The organism is Pseudonocardia halophobica, from assembly GCF_050948485.1.
GTDB classification, from domain to species: Bacteria; Actinomycetota; Actinomycetes; order Mycobacteriales; family Pseudonocardiaceae; genus Pseudonocardia; species Pseudonocardia halophobica.
This window is the reverse complement of the sequence record NZ_CP192046.1, coordinates 2,774,415-2,790,536: the sequence shown is the minus strand read 5'-3', so window position 1 is coordinate 2,790,536 and position 16,122 is coordinate 2,774,415. Positions and strand designations below refer to the sequence as shown.

Here is a 16,122-nt window from a genome sequence, read left to right as displayed (position 1 = left end):
GTGGTGCTGGCGTGAATCATGGTGCTGATGTCCGCTTTGGGTCACCGAAGAGCAGGCAAAGCCCCTCGAAGGCGTGACACCGTCCCCGGTCGGGCGTCACCCGGTGCAGCGAGGGCTCGCTCCGGGCACCGGAGCACGAACCACCCGTCTGAGCAGCGTGTCTGACGCAGAGTCGCCGAAACGGTCACGACCCGTGAGATCACGCGCGAACGCCATGAAGCACCGCGCGCACACCCCTGAGCCGGCGCTCGGGGACGGCCTCGGGCTCCCCGAGCGCCGCGAGCGTGACAGGACGGTCGTCGAAGCAGCCCTCGCGTCCCGTTGACAATGATTATGGAGCCGGGTCATCGCCCGGAGACCACCGCGCGACTCGCGAGAGGGCACAGCGCGACTCACGCGAGGGCAGGGCGCGAGTGGCGGGGTGGGCCGGGCGCACCCGACCCACCCACCTACCCCTTGAGCCGGGTGGAGACCTCGGCCCAGGTGCCGAGCAGCCGCTCGGCCGCGCCGGAGTCGATCGCCCCGGCGGCGCGCTCCAGGCCCGCGGCGAGGGCGGTGTCGAGGTCGGTCACCGGGCCGTCGTAGGCCGCCAGCGCGCCGGCGGCGTTGAGCAGCACCGCCTCACGGACCGGCCCCTGCTTGCCGGCGACGAGGTCGCGGGCGACCTCGGCGTTGGCGCGGGCGTCGCCGCCCCGCAGGTCCTCGCGGGTGGCGGGGCCGATGCCGAGGCGGGCCGGGTCGACGGTCGCCCGGCGCACTTCTCCCCCGCCGGCGATCCAGACGGCGCTGGCGGTGGTCGTGGTGAGCTCGTCGAGGCCGTCGTCGCCCCGCACGACGAGCGCGGAGGCGCCGCGCTCGGCCAGCACCTCGGCGATCACCGGTGCGAGCCGCGGGTCCGCGCACCCGACGAGCCCCGCCGACGGCTGGGCCGGGTTGGTGAGCGGGCCGAGGATGTTCATGGCCGTGGGGACGCCCAGCTCGCGGCGCACCGGGCCGGCGTGCCGCATCGCCGGGTGGAAGACCGGGGCGAAGCAGAAGGCGATGCCCGCCTCCGCCACACAGCTCGCGACGGCGGACGGCGGCAGGTCGATGACCACCCCGAGCGCCTCGAGCACGTCGGCCGCCCCCGACGACGAGGACGCCGCCCGGTTCCCGTGCTTCACCACCGGCACCCCGGCGGCCGCGACCACGATCGCGGCCATGGTGGAGATGTTGACGGTGTTGGCCTGGTCCCCGCCCGTCCCGACGATGTCGACCGCGCGGCCCGCGACGGTGACCCGGTTGGCGTGGTCGAGCATCGCCGCGGCGAGCCCGGTGATCTCGCCGGCGGTCTCGCCCTTGGACCGGAGCGCGACGAGGAACCCGGCGAGCTGGGCCGGTGTGGCGTCGGCCGACAGCACGCGGTCCATCACCCACGCCGTGTCCTCGGCGGCGAGGTCCTGACCGGAGATGAGCCGGCCGAGCACGGCCGGCCAGGTCTGGTCGGCCATCAGCGGCGGACGGGGGCGCTGTCCCCGGTCCCGTTCCCGCCCTCGAGACCGCGCAGCACCTCGGCCACGGTCTCGGCGGCGGTCAGCGGGTCGAGCGGGTGCACGAGCACGGCGTCGGCCCGGGACCAGGTGGCGAGCCACCGGTCGTCGGCGCGCCGCACGGAGACCACGATCGGGGGGCAGTCGGCGATCTCGTCCTTCAGCTGCCGGGCGAGTCCCAGGCCGCCGGTCGGCTGCGCCTCGCCGTCGAGGATCGCGAGGTCGACCTCGCCGGCGTCGCATGCCGCGAGGACCTCGGCGACCCCGGAGGCCTCGACGTACCGGACGCGGCCGAGATCGGGCGCGGGGCGCCGCCCGACCGCCGTCACGACCGCCTCCCTGACCTCCGGACGATGGCTGTAGACCAGGACGTTCCAGGTCCGCCGCCCGGACGACGCGGACGGGTTCGTGCTCGCGGGGAGGCTTCCGGCGCTGCTCACCCGCCGCATACTAGTCAGCACCCGCACACCCGCGGACGCGCACGCGCGGGAACCCGGAGGGGCCGGCGAGGCGTTGCCCCGGTGCCGCCGAACCGGTTCTCCCTGACGAAGTGGGTATCCCGACAGGCTGTAGAAGTTCGCGTGGGGTCATAATGCCCGCGTGACGACAGCGGCTCCCAACATCAGCGCGCGGATCCACTCGCTGAACCGACCGAACCTGGTCAGCATCGGCACCATCGTCTGGCTGTCCAGCGAGCTGATGTTCTTCGCCGGCCTGTTCGCGATCTACTTCACCGCGCGCGCCCAGAACGTCGGCGAGTGGCCCCCGCCGCCGACCCACCTCGACGTCCCCTACGCACTGGTCGTGACGATCGTCCTCGTGGCGTCCTCGTTCACGTGCCAGTTCGGGGTGTTCGCCGCCGAGCGCGGCGACGTGTTCGGCCTCCGGCGCTGGTACACGCTGACGCTGCTCATGGGCACGTTCTTCGTGCTCGGCCAGATCAACGAGTACCACACGCTGGTCACCGAGCACGAGACGACGATCTCGTCCAGCGCCTACGGCACGGTCTTCTACATGGCCACGGGCTTCCACGGCCTCCACGTGACCGGCGGCCTGATCGCGTTCATCTACCTGTTGATCCGCACCAGGCTGAGCAAGTTCACCCCGGCACAGGCCACCGCGGCGATCGTCGTGTCCTACTACTGGCACTTCGTCGACGTCGTCTGGATCGGCCTCTTCGCCGTCATCTACTTCATCCGGTAGCGGACCCCGCTCCCCGGAAGCACGAAACGCCGACCGTGAGGGTTAGACGCCGACGATGACCACCGAGACCACCACACCACCCGCGCCCCGGAAGCGGCGGCCGCACGGCAAGATGCGGCGCAAGTTCGCCGGTCTCCTCGCGATCGGCGTCGCCCTGCTGGCGGTCGGCGGCGGGTACACGTTGTTCGCCCCGAACGCCGAGCAGAACCAGGCGATCGCCCAGCCCGACGCCGCCCTGGTGGCCAAGGGCCAGGAGCTGTACAACGCCGCCTGCATCACCTGCCACGGCTCCAACCTGCAGGGTGTCGCGGAGCGCGGCCCCAGCCTGATCGGCGTCGGCGACGCCGCCGTCTACTTCCAGGTCTCCTCCGGTCGCATGCCGCTGGCCCGCCAGGAGGCCCAGGCCGGCCGCAAGCCCCCGCTGCCGCAGTTCGACCCGGACACCGAGGAGGGCCGGGCGAACCTCGACGCCCTCGGCGCCTACGTCCAGGCCAACGGCGGCGGCCCGGAGACCCCGGCGCAGACCGGCGCCGCCCTCCGCGGCGACGACCCGGCCCGCGGCGGCCAGCTGTTCCGCCTGAACTGCGCCTCGTGCCACAACTTCACCGGTGTCGGCGGCGCACTGTCGTCGGGCAAGTACGCCCCGTCGCTGGCCACGCCCACCGAGGAGCAGATCTACACCGCGATGCTCACGGGCCCGCAGAACATGCCGAAGTTCGGCGACCGGCAGCTCACGCCGGAGGAGAAGCGGGACATCATCGCGTACGTCAAGTCCGTCACCAACGGCAGCAACCAGGTGGGCGGTTACGACCTCGGGGGCCTGGGCCCGACGACCGAGGGCGTGGTCATCTTCGTCGTCGGCCTGACCGCTGTCATCGGTTTCGCAATGTGGTTGGGAGCGAAGAATTGAGCGCCACCGACACCCCCGGCCGCCCCTCCCCGGAGGAGCTCGAGGGGATGAGCCAGGAGGAGCTGGCGCGGCTGGCCGGGACCCTCGACGACGTCGAGGTCGTCCACAACGCGCCGAAGTGGCCGGTCAGGGGCACCCGCGCCGAGAAGCGCGCCGAGCGGACCGTCGCGGCCTGGTTCATCCTGTCGGCGCTCTCGGCCCTGGGTTTCATCGTCGCCTTCATCGCCTGGCCGCACGAGTACGTCGCCCCCGGTGCCCCGGGGTACGGCTGGTACGCCTCGTACAACCCGGCGATCGGCTTCCTGTTCGGGTTCACCGTCCTCGCGCTGGGCATCGGCGTCATCGCCTACGTGCGGAAGTTCTTCCCCGAGGAGGTCTCGGTCCAGCAGCGGCACGACGGCCGCTCGGACGAGGTCGACCGCCGGACGATCATGGCCCAGCTCGCGTCCGCCGGGAAGTCGACGGACATCGCCCGGCGCAAGCTGATCACCCGCTCCGCGGGCGCCGCGGCCGGCATCTTCGGCATCGGCCTCGGCATCGCGGCCCTCGGCCCGCTCATCCGCAACCCGTGGAAGGGCGGCGACCAGGCGGCGCTGTGGGTCACCCCGTGGGCCCCGAAGGGCGACGAGACCGTCTACCTGCGCCGCGACACCGGCATCCTCGGCGAGATCTCCCGGGTCCGCCCCGAGGACATGGAGCCCGGCTCCATGGAGACGGTGTTCCCCTACCGCGAGTCGGAGCGCGGCAACGAGGAGGAGCTGCTGCACGCGCAGCGCGCCTCGGACACGCCGGTCATGCTCATCCGGCTCCGCCCCGGCACCGAGACGATCAAGCGCCAGGGCCAGGAGAACTTCCACTTCGGCGACTACTACGCCTTCTCGAAGGTGTGCACCCATCTGGGCTGCCCGACGTCGCTCTACCAGGCGCAGGACAACCGCATCCTGTGCCCGTGCCACCAGTCGCAGTTCCTCGCGACCGAGTACGCGCGGCCGGTCTTCGGTCCCGCGACGCGCGCATTGCCCCAGCTGCCCATTACCGTGGACAGTGAGGGTTACTTCGTGGCACGGAGCGACTTCATCGAGCCCGTCGGACCGGCATTCTGGGAGCGGAGGCCATGAGCGCCATCACCACACCCGTCACCAAGTCCGGTGGCCCGAAGAGCAAGGCCGCCGCCGCGCTCGACGAGCTCGACGAGCGGTACCACCCCGCCGCCGGGCTGCGGAAGCAGTTCAACAAGGTCTTCCCCACGCACTGGTCGTTCATGCTGGGCGAGGTCGCGCTCTACAGCTTCATCGTCCTGCTGCTCTCGGGCATCTACCTCGGGCTGTTCTTCGACCCGTCGATGACCGAGGTCGTCTACAACGGCCCGTTCGACAACCTGCGCGGCATCCACATGTCGCGGGCGTACGAGAGCGCCGTCGAGATCTCCCTGGAGGTCCGCGGCGGCCTGTTCGTGCGGCAGGTCCACCACTGGGCGGCACTGCTGTTCGTCGCCTCGATGGTCGCGCACATGTTCCGGATCTTCTTCACCGGCGCGTTCCGCAAGCCGCGTGAGACGAACTGGATCATCGGCCTGGTCCTGATCCTGCTGGGCATGCTCGAGGGCTTCACCGGCTACTCGCTGCCGGACGACCTGCTCTCCGGCATCGGCCTGCGCATCGCCTCGGGCTTCATCATGTCGATCCCGCTGATCGGCACCTGGGCGCACTGGCTGCTCTTCGGCGGCGAGTTCCCGGGCATGGAGATCATCCCGCGGCTCTACATCGTCCACGTGCTGATCTTCCCGGGCATCCTGCTCGCGCTGATCGGCGTGCACCTGGCGCTCGTCTGGTACCAGAAGCACACCCAGTTCCCCGGCCCCGGGCGCAAGGAGACCAACGTCGTCGGCGTCCGGATCCTCCCGGCGTTCGCGGCCAAGGGCGGCGCGTTCTTCGCGATCGTCGTCGGCGTCATCGGGATCATGGCCGGCATCTTCCAGATCAACCCGATCTGGAACCTCGGCCCCTACGACCCCTCGCACGTCTCCGCCGGGTCGCAGCCCGACTGGTACATGCTCTTCTCCGAGGGCATGGCGCGCATCTTCCCGCCGTGGGAGATCTACCTGTTCGGCCGCTACACCATCCCGGCGGCCTTCTGGGCCACGGTGGCGTTCCTCCCGGTGCTGTTCGTGGTGGCGGGCATCTACCCGGCCCTCGAGCGCAGGATGACCGGCGACAACGCGCTGCACAACCTGCTGCAGCGCCCGCGTGACGTCCCCGTCCGCACGTCGCTCGGCGTCATGGGCATCACGTTCTACGTCTGGCTGGTGCTCTCGGGCGTCAACGACTGGATCGCCTACTTCTTCCACGTCTCGCTCAACGCGACCACGTGGGCGGGCCGCATCGGGCTCCTGGTGGTCCCGCCGATCGCCTACTGGGTGACGTACCGGATCTGCATCGGCCTGCAGAAGAGCGACCGGGCGGTCCTGGAGCACGGCATCGAGACGGGCATCATCCGGCGGCTGCCGCACGGCGAGTTCATCGAGGTCCACCAGCCGCTGGCGGGCGTCGACGACCACGGCCACCCGGTCCCGCTGGAGTACCAGGGCGCGCCGGTGCCCAAGCGGATGAACCAGCTGGGCTCGGCCGGCACGCCGGTCGCCGGCTCGCTGCTCGGCCCGGACCCCGTCGAGGAGACGGTGGCCCTCGAGCAGGCCCGCGCCGACAACCACCACCGCGAGCTCGAGGAGCGCGACCGGCGCGCCCGGGCGGCGGAGGAGCTGGAGCTGGCCGGCCGGCCCGACGCGGGGCGGCCGAAGGACCAGACCGACTGACGGTCCGCACGTCCTGATCGACACGGAGAAGGGGCCCCGCACCGCGGGGCCCCTTCTCCCGTTCTCGGGCCGTCTCCCCGGCGGGTCACCCTGTCCGGGAGGCCAGGTGTCACGCGCCACGCGCGGCTGCTAACGTGGCGGACGTGCGACTCGCAGCGATCCTTCTCGCCGCGCGCGCAGGGCTCGTAGTAGCCCAGCGCGTCGGCTGAGCCAGGCTGCCGTCGCGCCCCCGCGGGACCTCTCGCCCCGCGCTCCCCCAAGCCGAGAACCCTGCCGAGACCTGGCTCGCGTTCCCAGCAGCTTCACGAACGCACCCCCCGGAGCACGTCCCATGAGCATCACCATCGACCGGCCCGGCGACGTCCGTACCGGCACCGCCGGCTGCCGCATCCTGCGCCGCCACACGATCGTCACCACGCACGGCATGGACGGCGTCCTGCTGGTCGCCGCCGAGCTGCGCGCCTGCGGCGGCCTCGTCAAGGAGATGGCGGTCGACGTCCGCGAGGGCGTCGGCTGCAGCGAGCTCACCTGCTCGGTCAGCATGACCGCGGAGGAGGCCGCGGAGTTCGCGACCCGCCTCCGCGCCCTGCCGAGCGTCGAGTCCGTCGACCCCTACTAGGAGGCCGGGGCGCCGGTCCGGCCCCGGGCGGCGGCGAGCATCTCGCCCAGCTCGGCGACCTTGACCCGCTCGGCGCCGCCGCGGGCCTCCCCCAGGCGCAGCTCCTCGGCGTCGAGCCGTTCCCAGTCGGACCAGGTGACCGGCTCGATGCCGTAGGCCTCCAGCCGCTCGACGACGGAGTCCGGGTCCGGGTACTCCGGGTCCGGGAGCGTGTGGAGGTCGTCGAGCAGCGAGGCGACGGTCTCCACGGCGTCGTGCTTGTTCGTGCCGATCACGCCGGTGGGGCCGCGCTTGATCCAGCCGGTCACGTAGGCGCCGGGCACCCGCCGGTCGCCGTCGACGACCCGGCCGGCGTCGTTGGGCACGATCCCGTTGCGCTCGTCGTAGGGCAGGCCCGGGATCGGCTCGCCCGAGTACCCGATCGCCCGGACGACCAGCCCGGCCTCGAAGGTCTCCTCCTCGCCGGTCCCGACGACCTTCCCGTCCTGCACCTCGTTGCGCTCGACGACCATGCCGGCCACCCGGCCGCCCTCCTCCAGCAGCCGCACGGGCGTGCGCAGGAAGTGCAGGTGGATGCGCCGGGGCGCGTCGCCGGGGGTGTGCGCGGTCCAGTCGGTGAGCAGCGCGAGGTTCTGCTTCTGCCGGCGCTCCTCGGGTTCGGGGACGCCCGCGGCCAGCACGCCGTCGTCGTGCACCAACACCTGCACGTCGTCGAGCTCGCCGATCTGCCGCAGCTCGGCCGGGGTGAACTTGACGTGCTCCGGCCCGCGCCGGATCACCACGTGGACGTCGGCGACCGCACTGCCGCGCAGCGTCTCCAGCACCCGGTCCGGCACGTCCGTCCCGGCCATCTCGGCGTGCCCGCGGGCGAGCACGCGGGCGACGTCGAGGGCCACGTTCCCCGCCCCCACCACGACGACGCCGGGGTGGTCGAGCAGCGGGTCGAGGTCGACGAAGTCCGGGTGGCCGCAGTACCAGCTCACGAAGGCGCCGGAGCCGTGGCTGCCGTCGAGCTCCTCCCCCGGGATGCCCAGGGCGCGGTCCACCGAGCTGCCCGAGGCGTGGACGATCGCGTGGTAGTGCTCGCGGAGGACGTCGAGCGGGATGCCGCCCTCACCGACGCGGACGTTGCCGAGGAACCGAACGCGGGAGCCGTCGTCGAACGGCTTCTGCAGCACCCGGATGACCGACTTCATCTTCACGTGGTCCGGGGCGACGCCGTAGCGGACCAGGCCGTACGGGGCGGGCAGCCGGTCGAGTACGTCGACGTCGACGGGAACCTCGGAGGCCAGCAGGGCGGCCGCGGCGTACAGGCCGGACGGGCCGGCCCCGATCACCGCCACTCTCGGTTGCGCGGGCATCTCGGGCGTCACTGCTCCTCGCGCGCCCCCGGTCGACGGGGTCCTCCGGCGGCCGGCGGCGGCCGACGACCGGTGGTGACCGGGGCGCAGATGGTGGGAATGCGCGTCTGTCCGGCTCAGTATCGCCCGCGCCGCAGGCCTCGCGAGTGAGATCCGTCACGCGTCAGGCCGGACGGTCAGCCGGCGAGCTCCTCGCTGCTGCGGAAGACCCGCCGGTAGTCCGCCGGCGCGACGCCGACGACCTTGCGGAAATGGTGCCGCAGCAGGGTGCCGCTGCCGAACCCGCAGCGGGCGGCCACGGCGTCGACGGAGAGGTCGGTGTCCTCGAGCAGGCGCCGGGCGTGCAGCACACGCTGCCGGGTCAGCCAGCGCAGCGGGGTCGTGCCGGTCTCGTTCACGAAGCGCCGGGCGAAGGTCCGCTCGGACATCGTGGCGCGCTTCGCCAGGTCCGCCACCGTGTGCTCGACGTCGAGGTGGGTGAGCATCCAGTCCAGCAGCGGCCCGAGCGAGTCGGCCGAGCACTCCGGCACGGGCCGGTCGATGAACTGCCGCTGCCCGCCCTCGCGCTGCGGCGGCACCACCATGCGGCGCGCGATGCCGTTCACGACGGCGCTGCCGAGCTCGCGGCGGACCAGGTGCAGGCAGGCGTCGATACCCGCGGCCGTGCCCGCGCTGGTGATGAGGTTGCCGTCGTCGACGTAGAGGACGTCCGGGTCCACCTCGACCGTCGGGTACCGCTCGCGCAGCTCGTCGACGCTGTGCCAGTGGGCGGTGACCTTGCGCCCGTCGAGCAGCCCGGCCTCGGCCAGCACGAAGACGCCGGAGCAGACGGTCAGCAGGATCGCGCCGGCCGCCTCCGCGTCCCGCAGGGCCTGGAGCGCCTCCTCCGGGAACTCTCGCAGGCGGGTGGCGGGCACGGCGACCAGGTCGGCGCCCTGGAGCCCCTCGAGGCCGTGCTCGGGCACGACCTGCACGCCCCCGGTGGTGCTGACCGGCTTCCCGGCCTCGACCCCGCAGACGCGGTACTCGAGGACCGGCAGGCCGTCGTCGGAGCGGTCCATGCCGAACACCTCGCACAGCACCCCGAACTCGAACACGGCGAGCTCGGGCATGACCAGCACGGCGACGCTGCGCAGCATGCGCGACAGCATACTGGCGGCATCTTTGCGCAGGGTGTCTTCTCTGCCACTTCTGGCAGGAACTGATGCGGAGCAAACTTCCTGCCATGACCGCATCGATCCTCGTCCTCGCCGCCCTCGTCGTCCTCGGGTGGAGCCTCGTCGGCGCCCACCGGGACGGCCGCCGCCGCTTCCGCCTGGCCCAGTTCCGCCCCGCGGCGCCGTTCGCCGGGATGCTGCCGGCCGACCGCGACCGGGAACGCCTGGTCGCCGACCTGCGGGCCCTGCCCGACTCACCGGCCGACATCGAGACCCGGCTGCGCATCTAGATTCCCGCCCGACGGGCCGCGTGTTCAGGCCTCGTGGAACTCCGTGAGCCGCTCCGCCTCCTCCGCCACCTCCCGCGCCGCCGCGGCGGGCAGCTCCGCGAACGGCGCCGGCACCACCCGCCCGTCGGTGAACCGCCAGGTGCCGGCCACCCGGCCGTCGACCAGGAAGGTCGGCGTGGACTGCGGCATCCGCGTGGCGAACACCTTCTCCCGGTGCTCCGGCGGCAGGATGCCCGCGCGCGTCGCGTGCCCGAGCAGCAGGACTGCGTCGAAGGTCGAGAGGAACCGCACGGGCGCGGGCGTGTCCGCCGCCGGGATCGGCAGCCGCGGCAGGTCGACGAGCTCGCCGCCCGCCGGGTCGCGGAACCGCCGGGTCTCGATCCTCGCCAGCACGGCCCGTGCCTCGGTGATCGTCCAGCCGGCGTACCGCGCGAGGTCCTGCGCCGACGCCGGCCCGAACGCGCGCAGGTAGCGCTCGGCCAGCAGCTCCTCGCCGCCGGCGCGGTCGGCCCCGCTCGCCGGCACCCAGTCCTCGGCCAGCCCGTACACGTGCGCGCGCGGCGACTCCCAGGTCCCGGCGGGCGGCACCCGCACGAGGTCGAGCCACAGCTGGACGCCCTGGAAGGCGACCTTCGGGAACCCGTCCGCCGCGAGCAGCGCGACGATCTCGGCCTGCTTGCGCGGGCCGTCCGCCAGGTACCTGCGGACGGCCTCGGCGACGGCGGGCATGTCCAGGCCCGCGGCCTCCTTCTGCGCGCGCAGCCACCACCGGCGCCGCGGCTCGCGCACCGCCTCGGTGAGCGGGGCGAGGTCGGCCGCCGAGACCATGTGGATGGTGCAGCGCATGACCCACGCCTGGACGATCCGGCGCCCGGTCAGCGCCCCCGTGAGGTCCTCGCGGCGGAAGTCCCGCAGCCGCGACCACAGTCCGACGTAGCCCGACGGCGCGTACTGCGTCTGCAGCCCGCCCACCCGCTCGACGGCGCGCACGGGTCCGAGCGCAGCGCGCTCCAGCAGGAGCTGCCGCGCCAGCAGTGCGCGGTTCAGCTCACCCCACGACAGCTCCCGTTCCCCCACGCCGGGCAGCGTGCCACCCGGGACCGACAGAACGGGAGGTTCAGCCCGGGGAGACGGCGAGCCCGGCGGCGGGGATCGGCAGGCCGAAGCGCTCGCGCAGGGTGCGCAGCGGCCTCCGGTGCGCCCGCAGCAGCGGGACGACGTCGTCGGCCACCTTCTCCAGCCCGCGCGGCCGGGCGGGGAGGAACACGACCCCGTCGGCGCCGGCCCTGGCGAGCTCGCGGGCGAGCGACGCCAGCCCGGCCGAGCCCGAGTGGTGGAGCCCGTCCCCCGCGCCGACCCCGACGTCGACCAGCAGGCGCAGCGTCCGCGGATCGCGCCCGGCCTCGGCGGCCGCGCCCTCGACGTCCAGCCGGCGCATCGCCGCCTCGGCGACCGTGCCGGCGGAGATCCGCACGACGTCGGCGCTGCGCGCCGCGACCGTCAGCGCCTCGGGCGCGTCGGCCCGGACCACGACGACCGGCTCGCCCTGCGGCGACCGCGGCACCGGGATCCGGCCCTGCACCTGCACGAACTCACCGCTGAACCCGGTCCCGCCACCGGTTCGGAGCCGGTGCGCCACCTCGACGACCTCCGCGGCCTCGGCCCACAGCTCCCCGGGCGGGGTGGGCGCGACCGGGGCCGTCACCACGGCCTCCCACCCGGCCCGGCCGAGCGAGGCGGCGTCGAGCGCGGCCACGGCGTCGTGCAGGGCGACGGGATCGGCGCCGGTCACGGGCACCTGCGGCACCAGCCCGGTGCCGGGCACGCCGGGCGCCACCCGGGTGGCGATCGCGAGCGCGTCGAGCGGTGCGGGGCCGGCGGCCGGCTCGGGGGAATCCACGAGGAACAGCACGTCGACGCCCCGGGCCGTCAGCGTCACCCGCTCCAGGAGCCGCCCCGGATCGGCGCTCTCGCCGCACGGCTGCACGCCCAGCACGATCGGTCGCTCGGCCACGGGTCCCCCTCGCTCGGTCTCAGGGCCACCATCGCAGCACGGGCCGCGCCCGGACGCCCGGCCGGGTCACCCCCGCAGCCCCTTCAGGTCCGCCTCGACCGCGGCGGCGCAGGCCCGCAGGTGCGGGAGGGCCTCGTCGCGCAGCCAGGCGGTGCTGTTGCGCAGGGCGTGGGTGCTGACGTTGGCGGCCGCGACCACGGTGCCCGCCGCGTCCCGGATCGGCACCGCGACCGACCGCAGCCCGTCCTCCAGCTCCTGGTCGACGAGGCAGTAACCGGCGGCGCGGACGTCGCCGAGGACGTCCCGCAGGGTGTCCCGGTCGGCCACGGTGCGGTCCGTCAGCGGCTCGAGGGCACCCAGCCGCGCGTCGAGCTCGGCCGGCGGGAGGGCGGCCAGCAGGACCCGGCCCATCGAGGTGGCGTAGGCGGGGAACCGCGTGCCGACCGTGATCGACACGGCCATGATCCGCGCGGTGGCGACCCGGGCGACGTAGACGACGTCGCCGCCGTCGAGCACGGAGACCGAGGCGGACTCGTGCACCGTCTCGACGAGCTCCTCCAGGTGCGGGGAGGCGAGCTCGGGCAGCGACAGCGCCGAGAGGTAGGAGTAGCCCAGCTCCAGCACCCGCGGGGTGAGCGCGAAGAACCGGCCGTCCGTGCGGACGTAGCCGAGCTCGACGAGCGTGAGCAGGAAGCGGCGGGCCGCGGCGCGGGTCAGGCCGGTGGCGCGCGCGACGTCGGACAGGGTCTGCGCCGGGTGCGCCCCGTCGAACGCCTTGATCACCGACAGCCCGCGGGCGAGCGACTGGACGTGCTCGGCGCGGACGGCGTGGTCGGTCTGGTTGGCACCGTGCTTCTCGGGCGCGTTCACCGGGCCTCCAGGATGCGGTCGACGAGCTCGCCGGCGTGGCCGGTGTCCGGCTGGCCGTCGGTCGTCAGGGCGAGGTTGCGGCGCATGGCGTCCGGGTGGACCTGCAGGCCCTCCAGGCTGGTGCGCAGCCGGCCGGCCGCACCGCCGGTGACCGCGAGCAGGTCGGTGAGCGTGCCCCACTCCGCGTGCCAGGCCCCGGCCGCGCGCTGGTGCTCGTGGTCCATCGCGGCGAGCAGCGTCGCGACCAGCCCGGGGGCCCGGCGGGCCGACGCCCGTGCGGTGATCGCCGCGATCGGGTTCCGCTTGTGCGGCATGGACGACGAGTCGCCGGGGGCGGCCTCCGAGACCTCGCCGACCTCGGTCTGCGACAGCAGCACGACGTCCGTCGCGGGCTTCGCGCACGCCCCCGCGGCCACGCCGAGGGCCGCGGCCAGCGTGCCGATCCGGGTGCGCTCGGTGTGCCACGGCACCCCCTGCGGGGCGAGCCCGAGCAGGTCGGCGACGGCGTCGGCGACCGCGGGCCCGTGCGGGTGCGAGGCGGCGAGGGTGCCGGCCGCGCCGCCGAACTGGACGGGCAGGGCGTCGACCCGGACGGCCAGCTCGCGGGCGGCGGCGTCGAGCCCGGCGGCCCAGCCCGCGGCGACGAGCCCGAAGGTCGTCGGCAGCGCCTGCTGGCCGAGGGTGCGGGCGACGGTCGGGGTGTCGCGGTGCGCGCCGGCGAGCCGGGCGGCGGCGTCGGCGGCGGAGCGGAGGTCGGTCAGCACGGTCGGTGCGGCGCGGTGGACGAGCAGCACCAACGCCGTGTCCATGACGTCCTGGCTGGTCGCGCCGGGGTGGACCGCGCCGCTCGCCCCGCCCGCGGCCTTGCGGAGCAGCCGGGCCAGCGGGATCACCGGGTTGCCGCCCTCGACGGCGGCGCCGGCCAGCTCACCCGGCACGCCCGGGTCCGTGGCCAGCCGGTCGGCCGCGGCGGCGACCTCCTCCGCGTCGTCGGGCCGGACGAGGGCGTACCGTGCGGCGGCGCGGGAGAGGGCGACCTCGACGTCGAGCAGCGCGCGCACCCACGCGGTGTCGCCGAGGTGCGTGGCGACGGCGTCGGTGCCGGAGAGCGGCGCGAGCAGCCCCGTGTTCGTCATGCGCACGACCGTACGGCATGCGCCCGGAACGGTCAGGAACTCGCTCGGGGACAATGGCCCGGTGACCCGCCCCCGCTACCGCACCGTGCTCCTCGACCTCGACGGCACCCTCGTCGACTCCGCCCCGGGCATCCTCGGGACCCTCCGGACCGCCTTCGACCAGGTCGGCGTGCCGTGGGACGACACCGTCATCGGCCGCCAGCTGCTCGGCCCGCCGCTCTACGAGTCGCTGCCGCCGCTCGTCGGCGCGGAGAACACCGAGAAGATCCTCGCGCTGTACCGGCCGCTGTACCGGGAGAGCGGCCTGCTCAAGTCCACCCCGTACCCGGGCATCGAGGACCTGCTCCAAGCCCTCGCGGCCGCCGACGTGCGGCTCGGGCTCGCGACGAGCAAGGCCGAGCCCGCCGCCCGCGAGATCCTCGCCAACCAGGGCTGGACCGAGCTGTTCATCGCCATCACCGGCGACACGGTCGACGCGCAGCGCCCGAGCAAGGCCGCCGTGGTCGAGGAGGCGCTGCGCCGCCTCGACTCCCCCGAGCCCGACGAGACGATCATGGTCGGCGACCGGCTGCACGACGTCGTCGGGTCGGGCCGGCACGGCATCTCCTGCCTCGGCGCGGGCTGGGGCTACGCGGAGCCCGGCGAGCTCGACACCGCCGGCGCGATCGCGGTCTACCCCACCGCCGCCGACCTCCGGGCCGCCCTCCTCTGACGCCAGGCTCCCGCAGGACACGAGCGAACGGCGCTCGCTCACCAGATCTGAGCGAGAGCGCCGTTCGTGCATCACCTGATGTTCGCGATCCGAACTCTTGTGCGAGATGCGAACGGCGGGTACGGTGCCCTGCATGGACAAGGTGGTGGCGTCGGCGCGCGAAGCGGTCGCCGACATCGGGGACGGCGCGTCCCTGGCCGTCGGAGGCTTCGGCATGTCCGGCGTCCCGACCGCGCTGATCGCGGCCCTGCTCGAGCAGGGCGCGACCGACCTCGAGACGATCAGCAACAACCTGGGCGTGGACGGCTTCGGCCTCGGCACCCTGCTCTCCGCGGGCCGGATCCGCCGGACGATCGGCTCCTACGTCGGCAACAACAAGGAGTTCGCCCGGCAGTACCTCGCCGGCGAGCTCGAGCTGGAGCTGACCCCGCAGGGCACGCTCGCCGAGCGGCTGCGCGCGGGCGGGGCCGGGATCCCGGCCTTCTTCACCCCCGCCGGCGTCGGCACGCTGGTCAGCGACGGCGGCCTGCCGTGGCGCTACGCGGCGGACGGCACGGTCGCGGTGAAGTCCCCGCCGAAGGAGGTCCGCGAGTTCGACGGCGTGCGCTACGTGCTCGAGCGCGCCATCGCCCCGGACTACGCGCTGGTCCACGCCTGGAAGGGCGACCGGCACGGCAACCTCGTGTACCGGCGCAGCGCCCGCAACTTCAACCCGGACTGCGCCGCGGCCGGGCGGATCACGATCGCGCAGGTCGAGCACCTCGTCGAGCCCGGCGAGATCGACCCCGACGCGGTGCACACCCCCGGCATCCACGTCCAGCGCGTCGTGCACGTGCCCGACGCCGAGAAGCCGGTCGAGTTCAGGACGGTGCGGAAGTGAGTCTCACCCGGGACCAGCTCGCGAAGCGGGTGGCCGACGAGCTGCCCGACGGCTCGTACGTCAACCTCGGCATCGGCATGCCGACGCTGGTGCCCGACCACATCCCGGGCACCCGGACCGTGGTGCTGCACAGCGAGAACGGCATCCTCGGCGTCGGCCCCTACCCGACGGACGACGAGGTCGACCCCGACCTCATCAACGCCGGCAAGGAGACCGTCACGGTCCTGCCCGGCGCGAGCTACTTCGGCTCCTCGGACAGCTTCTCGATGATCCGCGGCGGCAAGGTCGACGTCGCCGTCCTCGGCGCCATGCAGGTCAGCGTCGGCGGCGACCTCGCCAACTGGGCCATCCCCGGCAAGATGATCAAGGGGATGGGCGGGGCGATGGACCTCGTCCACGGGGCGAAGAAGGTCATCGTGATGATGGACCACGTCTCCAAGGACGGCTCGCCCAAGATCGTCGAGCAGTGCACCCTGCCGCTCACGGGCGTGGGCTGCGTGAACCGGATCGTCACCGACCTCGCCGTGATCGACGTGACGGACGAGGGCCTGCGCCTGGTCGAGACCTTCGGCGTCTCCGAGGACGAGGTGCGCGAGAAGACCGGCGCATCCCTCCTCTGACGCACGAAC

Annotated in this window: 17 protein-coding genes; 9 read left to right on the top strand and 8 right to left on the bottom strand. The window is 73.6% G+C overall.

Annotation, left to right across the window (positions count from 1 at the left end; translation table 11 throughout):
• Positions 1-449 precede the first annotated feature (449 nt).
• Positions 450-1,490, bottom strand: a complete 1,041-nt coding sequence (gene trpD / locus ACQP04_RS13475) for an anthranilate phosphoribosyltransferase (protein WP_433507381.1) — start codon at positions 1,488-1,490, stop codon at positions 450-452.
• Positions 1,490-1,897, bottom strand: coding sequence for a hypothetical protein (locus ACQP04_RS13470; RefSeq protein WP_433508356.1), 408 nt, complete (start codon positions 1,895-1,897; stop codon positions 1,490-1,492). The genes trpD and ACQP04_RS13470 overlap by 1 nt, the downstream gene beginning before the upstream one ends.
• A gap of 232 nt (positions 1,898-2,129) precedes the next feature.
• Between ACQP04_RS13470 and ctaE the strand changes: the two genes are divergently transcribed.
• From ctaE to ACQP04_RS13445, 5 genes are all read left to right on the top strand, one after another.
• Positions 2,130-2,732: an aa3-type cytochrome oxidase subunit III gene (gene ctaE / locus ACQP04_RS13465; protein WP_037041245.1), complete on the top strand. Its 603-nt coding sequence runs from the start codon at positions 2,130-2,132 to the stop codon at positions 2,730-2,732.
• Between the two features lie 55 nt (positions 2,733-2,787).
• On the top strand, positions 2,788-3,642 hold the full coding sequence (gene qcrC / locus ACQP04_RS13460; RefSeq protein ID WP_433507380.1) for a cytochrome bc1 complex diheme cytochrome c subunit: 855 nt from the start codon (positions 2,788-2,790) through the stop codon (positions 3,640-3,642).
• Positions 3,639-4,760, top strand: a complete 1,122-nt coding sequence (gene qcrA, locus ACQP04_RS13455) for a cytochrome bc1 complex Rieske iron-sulfur subunit (protein WP_037041240.1) — start codon at positions 3,639-3,641, stop codon at positions 4,758-4,760. Before qcrC ends, qcrA begins: the two co-directional genes overlap by 4 nt.
• Positions 4,757-6,454, top strand: a complete 1,698-nt coding sequence (gene qcrB, locus ACQP04_RS13450; RefSeq protein ID WP_433507379.1) for a cytochrome bc1 complex cytochrome b subunit — start codon at positions 4,757-4,759, stop codon at positions 6,452-6,454. Before qcrA ends, qcrB begins: the two co-directional genes overlap by 4 nt.
• A gap of 331 nt (positions 6,455-6,785) precedes the next feature.
• On the top strand, positions 6,786-7,073 hold the full coding sequence (locus ACQP04_RS13445) for a hypothetical protein (protein WP_433507378.1): 288 nt from the start codon (positions 6,786-6,788) through the stop codon (positions 7,071-7,073).
• Here ACQP04_RS13445 and ACQP04_RS13440 read toward each other — a convergent pair.
• Together ACQP04_RS13440 and ACQP04_RS13435 are read right to left on the bottom strand one after the other, a co-directional pair.
• Positions 7,070-8,434 carry an FAD-dependent oxidoreductase gene (locus ACQP04_RS13440; RefSeq protein WP_433507377.1) on the bottom strand — a complete coding sequence of 455 codons (1,365 nt, stop codon included), beginning with the start codon at positions 8,432-8,434 and terminating at the stop codon, positions 7,070-7,072. The two genes, ACQP04_RS13445 and ACQP04_RS13440, sit on opposite strands and share 4 nt — an antisense overlap.
• Positions 8,435-8,610: 176 nt before the next feature.
• Positions 8,611-9,573, bottom strand: coding sequence for a helix-turn-helix domain-containing protein (locus ACQP04_RS13435; protein WP_433507376.1), 963 nt, complete (start codon positions 9,571-9,573; stop codon positions 8,611-8,613).
• Between the two features lie 86 nt (positions 9,574-9,659).
• On the opposite strand from ACQP04_RS13435, the gene ACQP04_RS13430 reads away from it, so the two are divergent.
• Positions 9,660-9,881 (top strand): hypothetical protein, encoded by a 222-nt coding sequence (locus ACQP04_RS13430; protein ID WP_433507375.1) that lies wholly within the window; start codon positions 9,660-9,662, stop codon positions 9,879-9,881.
• Positions 9,882-9,905: 24 nt separating this feature from the next.
• Here the strand turns inward: ACQP04_RS13430 and ACQP04_RS13425 are convergent, their stop codons facing one another.
• The 4 genes from ACQP04_RS13425 to ACQP04_RS13410 form a co-directional block, all read right to left on the bottom strand.
• On the bottom strand, positions 9,906-10,958 hold the full coding sequence (locus ACQP04_RS13425) for a winged helix DNA-binding domain-containing protein (RefSeq protein ID WP_433507374.1): 1,053 nt from the start codon (positions 10,956-10,958) through the stop codon (positions 9,906-9,908).
• A 40-nt stretch (positions 10,959-10,998) separates the two neighbouring features.
• Positions 10,999-11,895 carry an LLM class flavin-dependent oxidoreductase gene (locus ACQP04_RS13420; RefSeq protein WP_433507373.1) on the bottom strand — a complete coding sequence of 299 codons (897 nt, stop codon included), beginning with the start codon at positions 11,893-11,895 and terminating at the stop codon, positions 10,999-11,001.
• Positions 11,896-11,961: 66 nt separating this feature from the next.
• A complete protein-coding gene (locus ACQP04_RS13415) occupies positions 11,962-12,765 on the bottom strand; it encodes an IclR family transcriptional regulator domain-containing protein (protein WP_433507372.1) in 804 nt (267 codons plus the stop codon).
• The gene (locus tag ACQP04_RS13410; protein ID WP_433507371.1) at positions 12,762-13,901 is read right to left on the bottom strand and encodes a lyase family protein; all 1,140 of its coding nucleotides are present in this window, start codon (positions 13,899-13,901) and stop codon (positions 12,762-12,764) included. The genes ACQP04_RS13415 and ACQP04_RS13410 overlap by 4 nt, the downstream gene beginning before the upstream one ends.
• A gap of 61 nt (positions 13,902-13,962) precedes the next feature.
• On the opposite strand from ACQP04_RS13410, the gene ACQP04_RS13405 reads away from it, so the two are divergent.
• From ACQP04_RS13405 to ACQP04_RS13395, 3 genes are all read left to right on the top strand, one after another.
• Positions 13,963-14,613 carry an HAD hydrolase-like protein gene (locus ACQP04_RS13405; RefSeq protein WP_433507370.1) on the top strand — a complete coding sequence of 217 codons (651 nt, stop codon included), beginning with the start codon at positions 13,963-13,965 and terminating at the stop codon, positions 14,611-14,613.
• Between the two features lie 133 nt (positions 14,614-14,746).
• Complete coding sequence (locus ACQP04_RS13400; RefSeq protein WP_433507369.1) at positions 14,747-15,493, top strand: CoA transferase subunit A; 747 nt, start codon at positions 14,747-14,749, stop codon at positions 15,491-15,493.
• Complete coding sequence (locus ACQP04_RS13395; protein ID WP_433507368.1) at positions 15,490-16,113, top strand: CoA transferase subunit B; 624 nt, start codon at positions 15,490-15,492, stop codon at positions 16,111-16,113. Before ACQP04_RS13400 ends, ACQP04_RS13395 begins: the two co-directional genes overlap by 4 nt.
• Positions 16,114-16,122 lie beyond the last annotated feature (9 nt).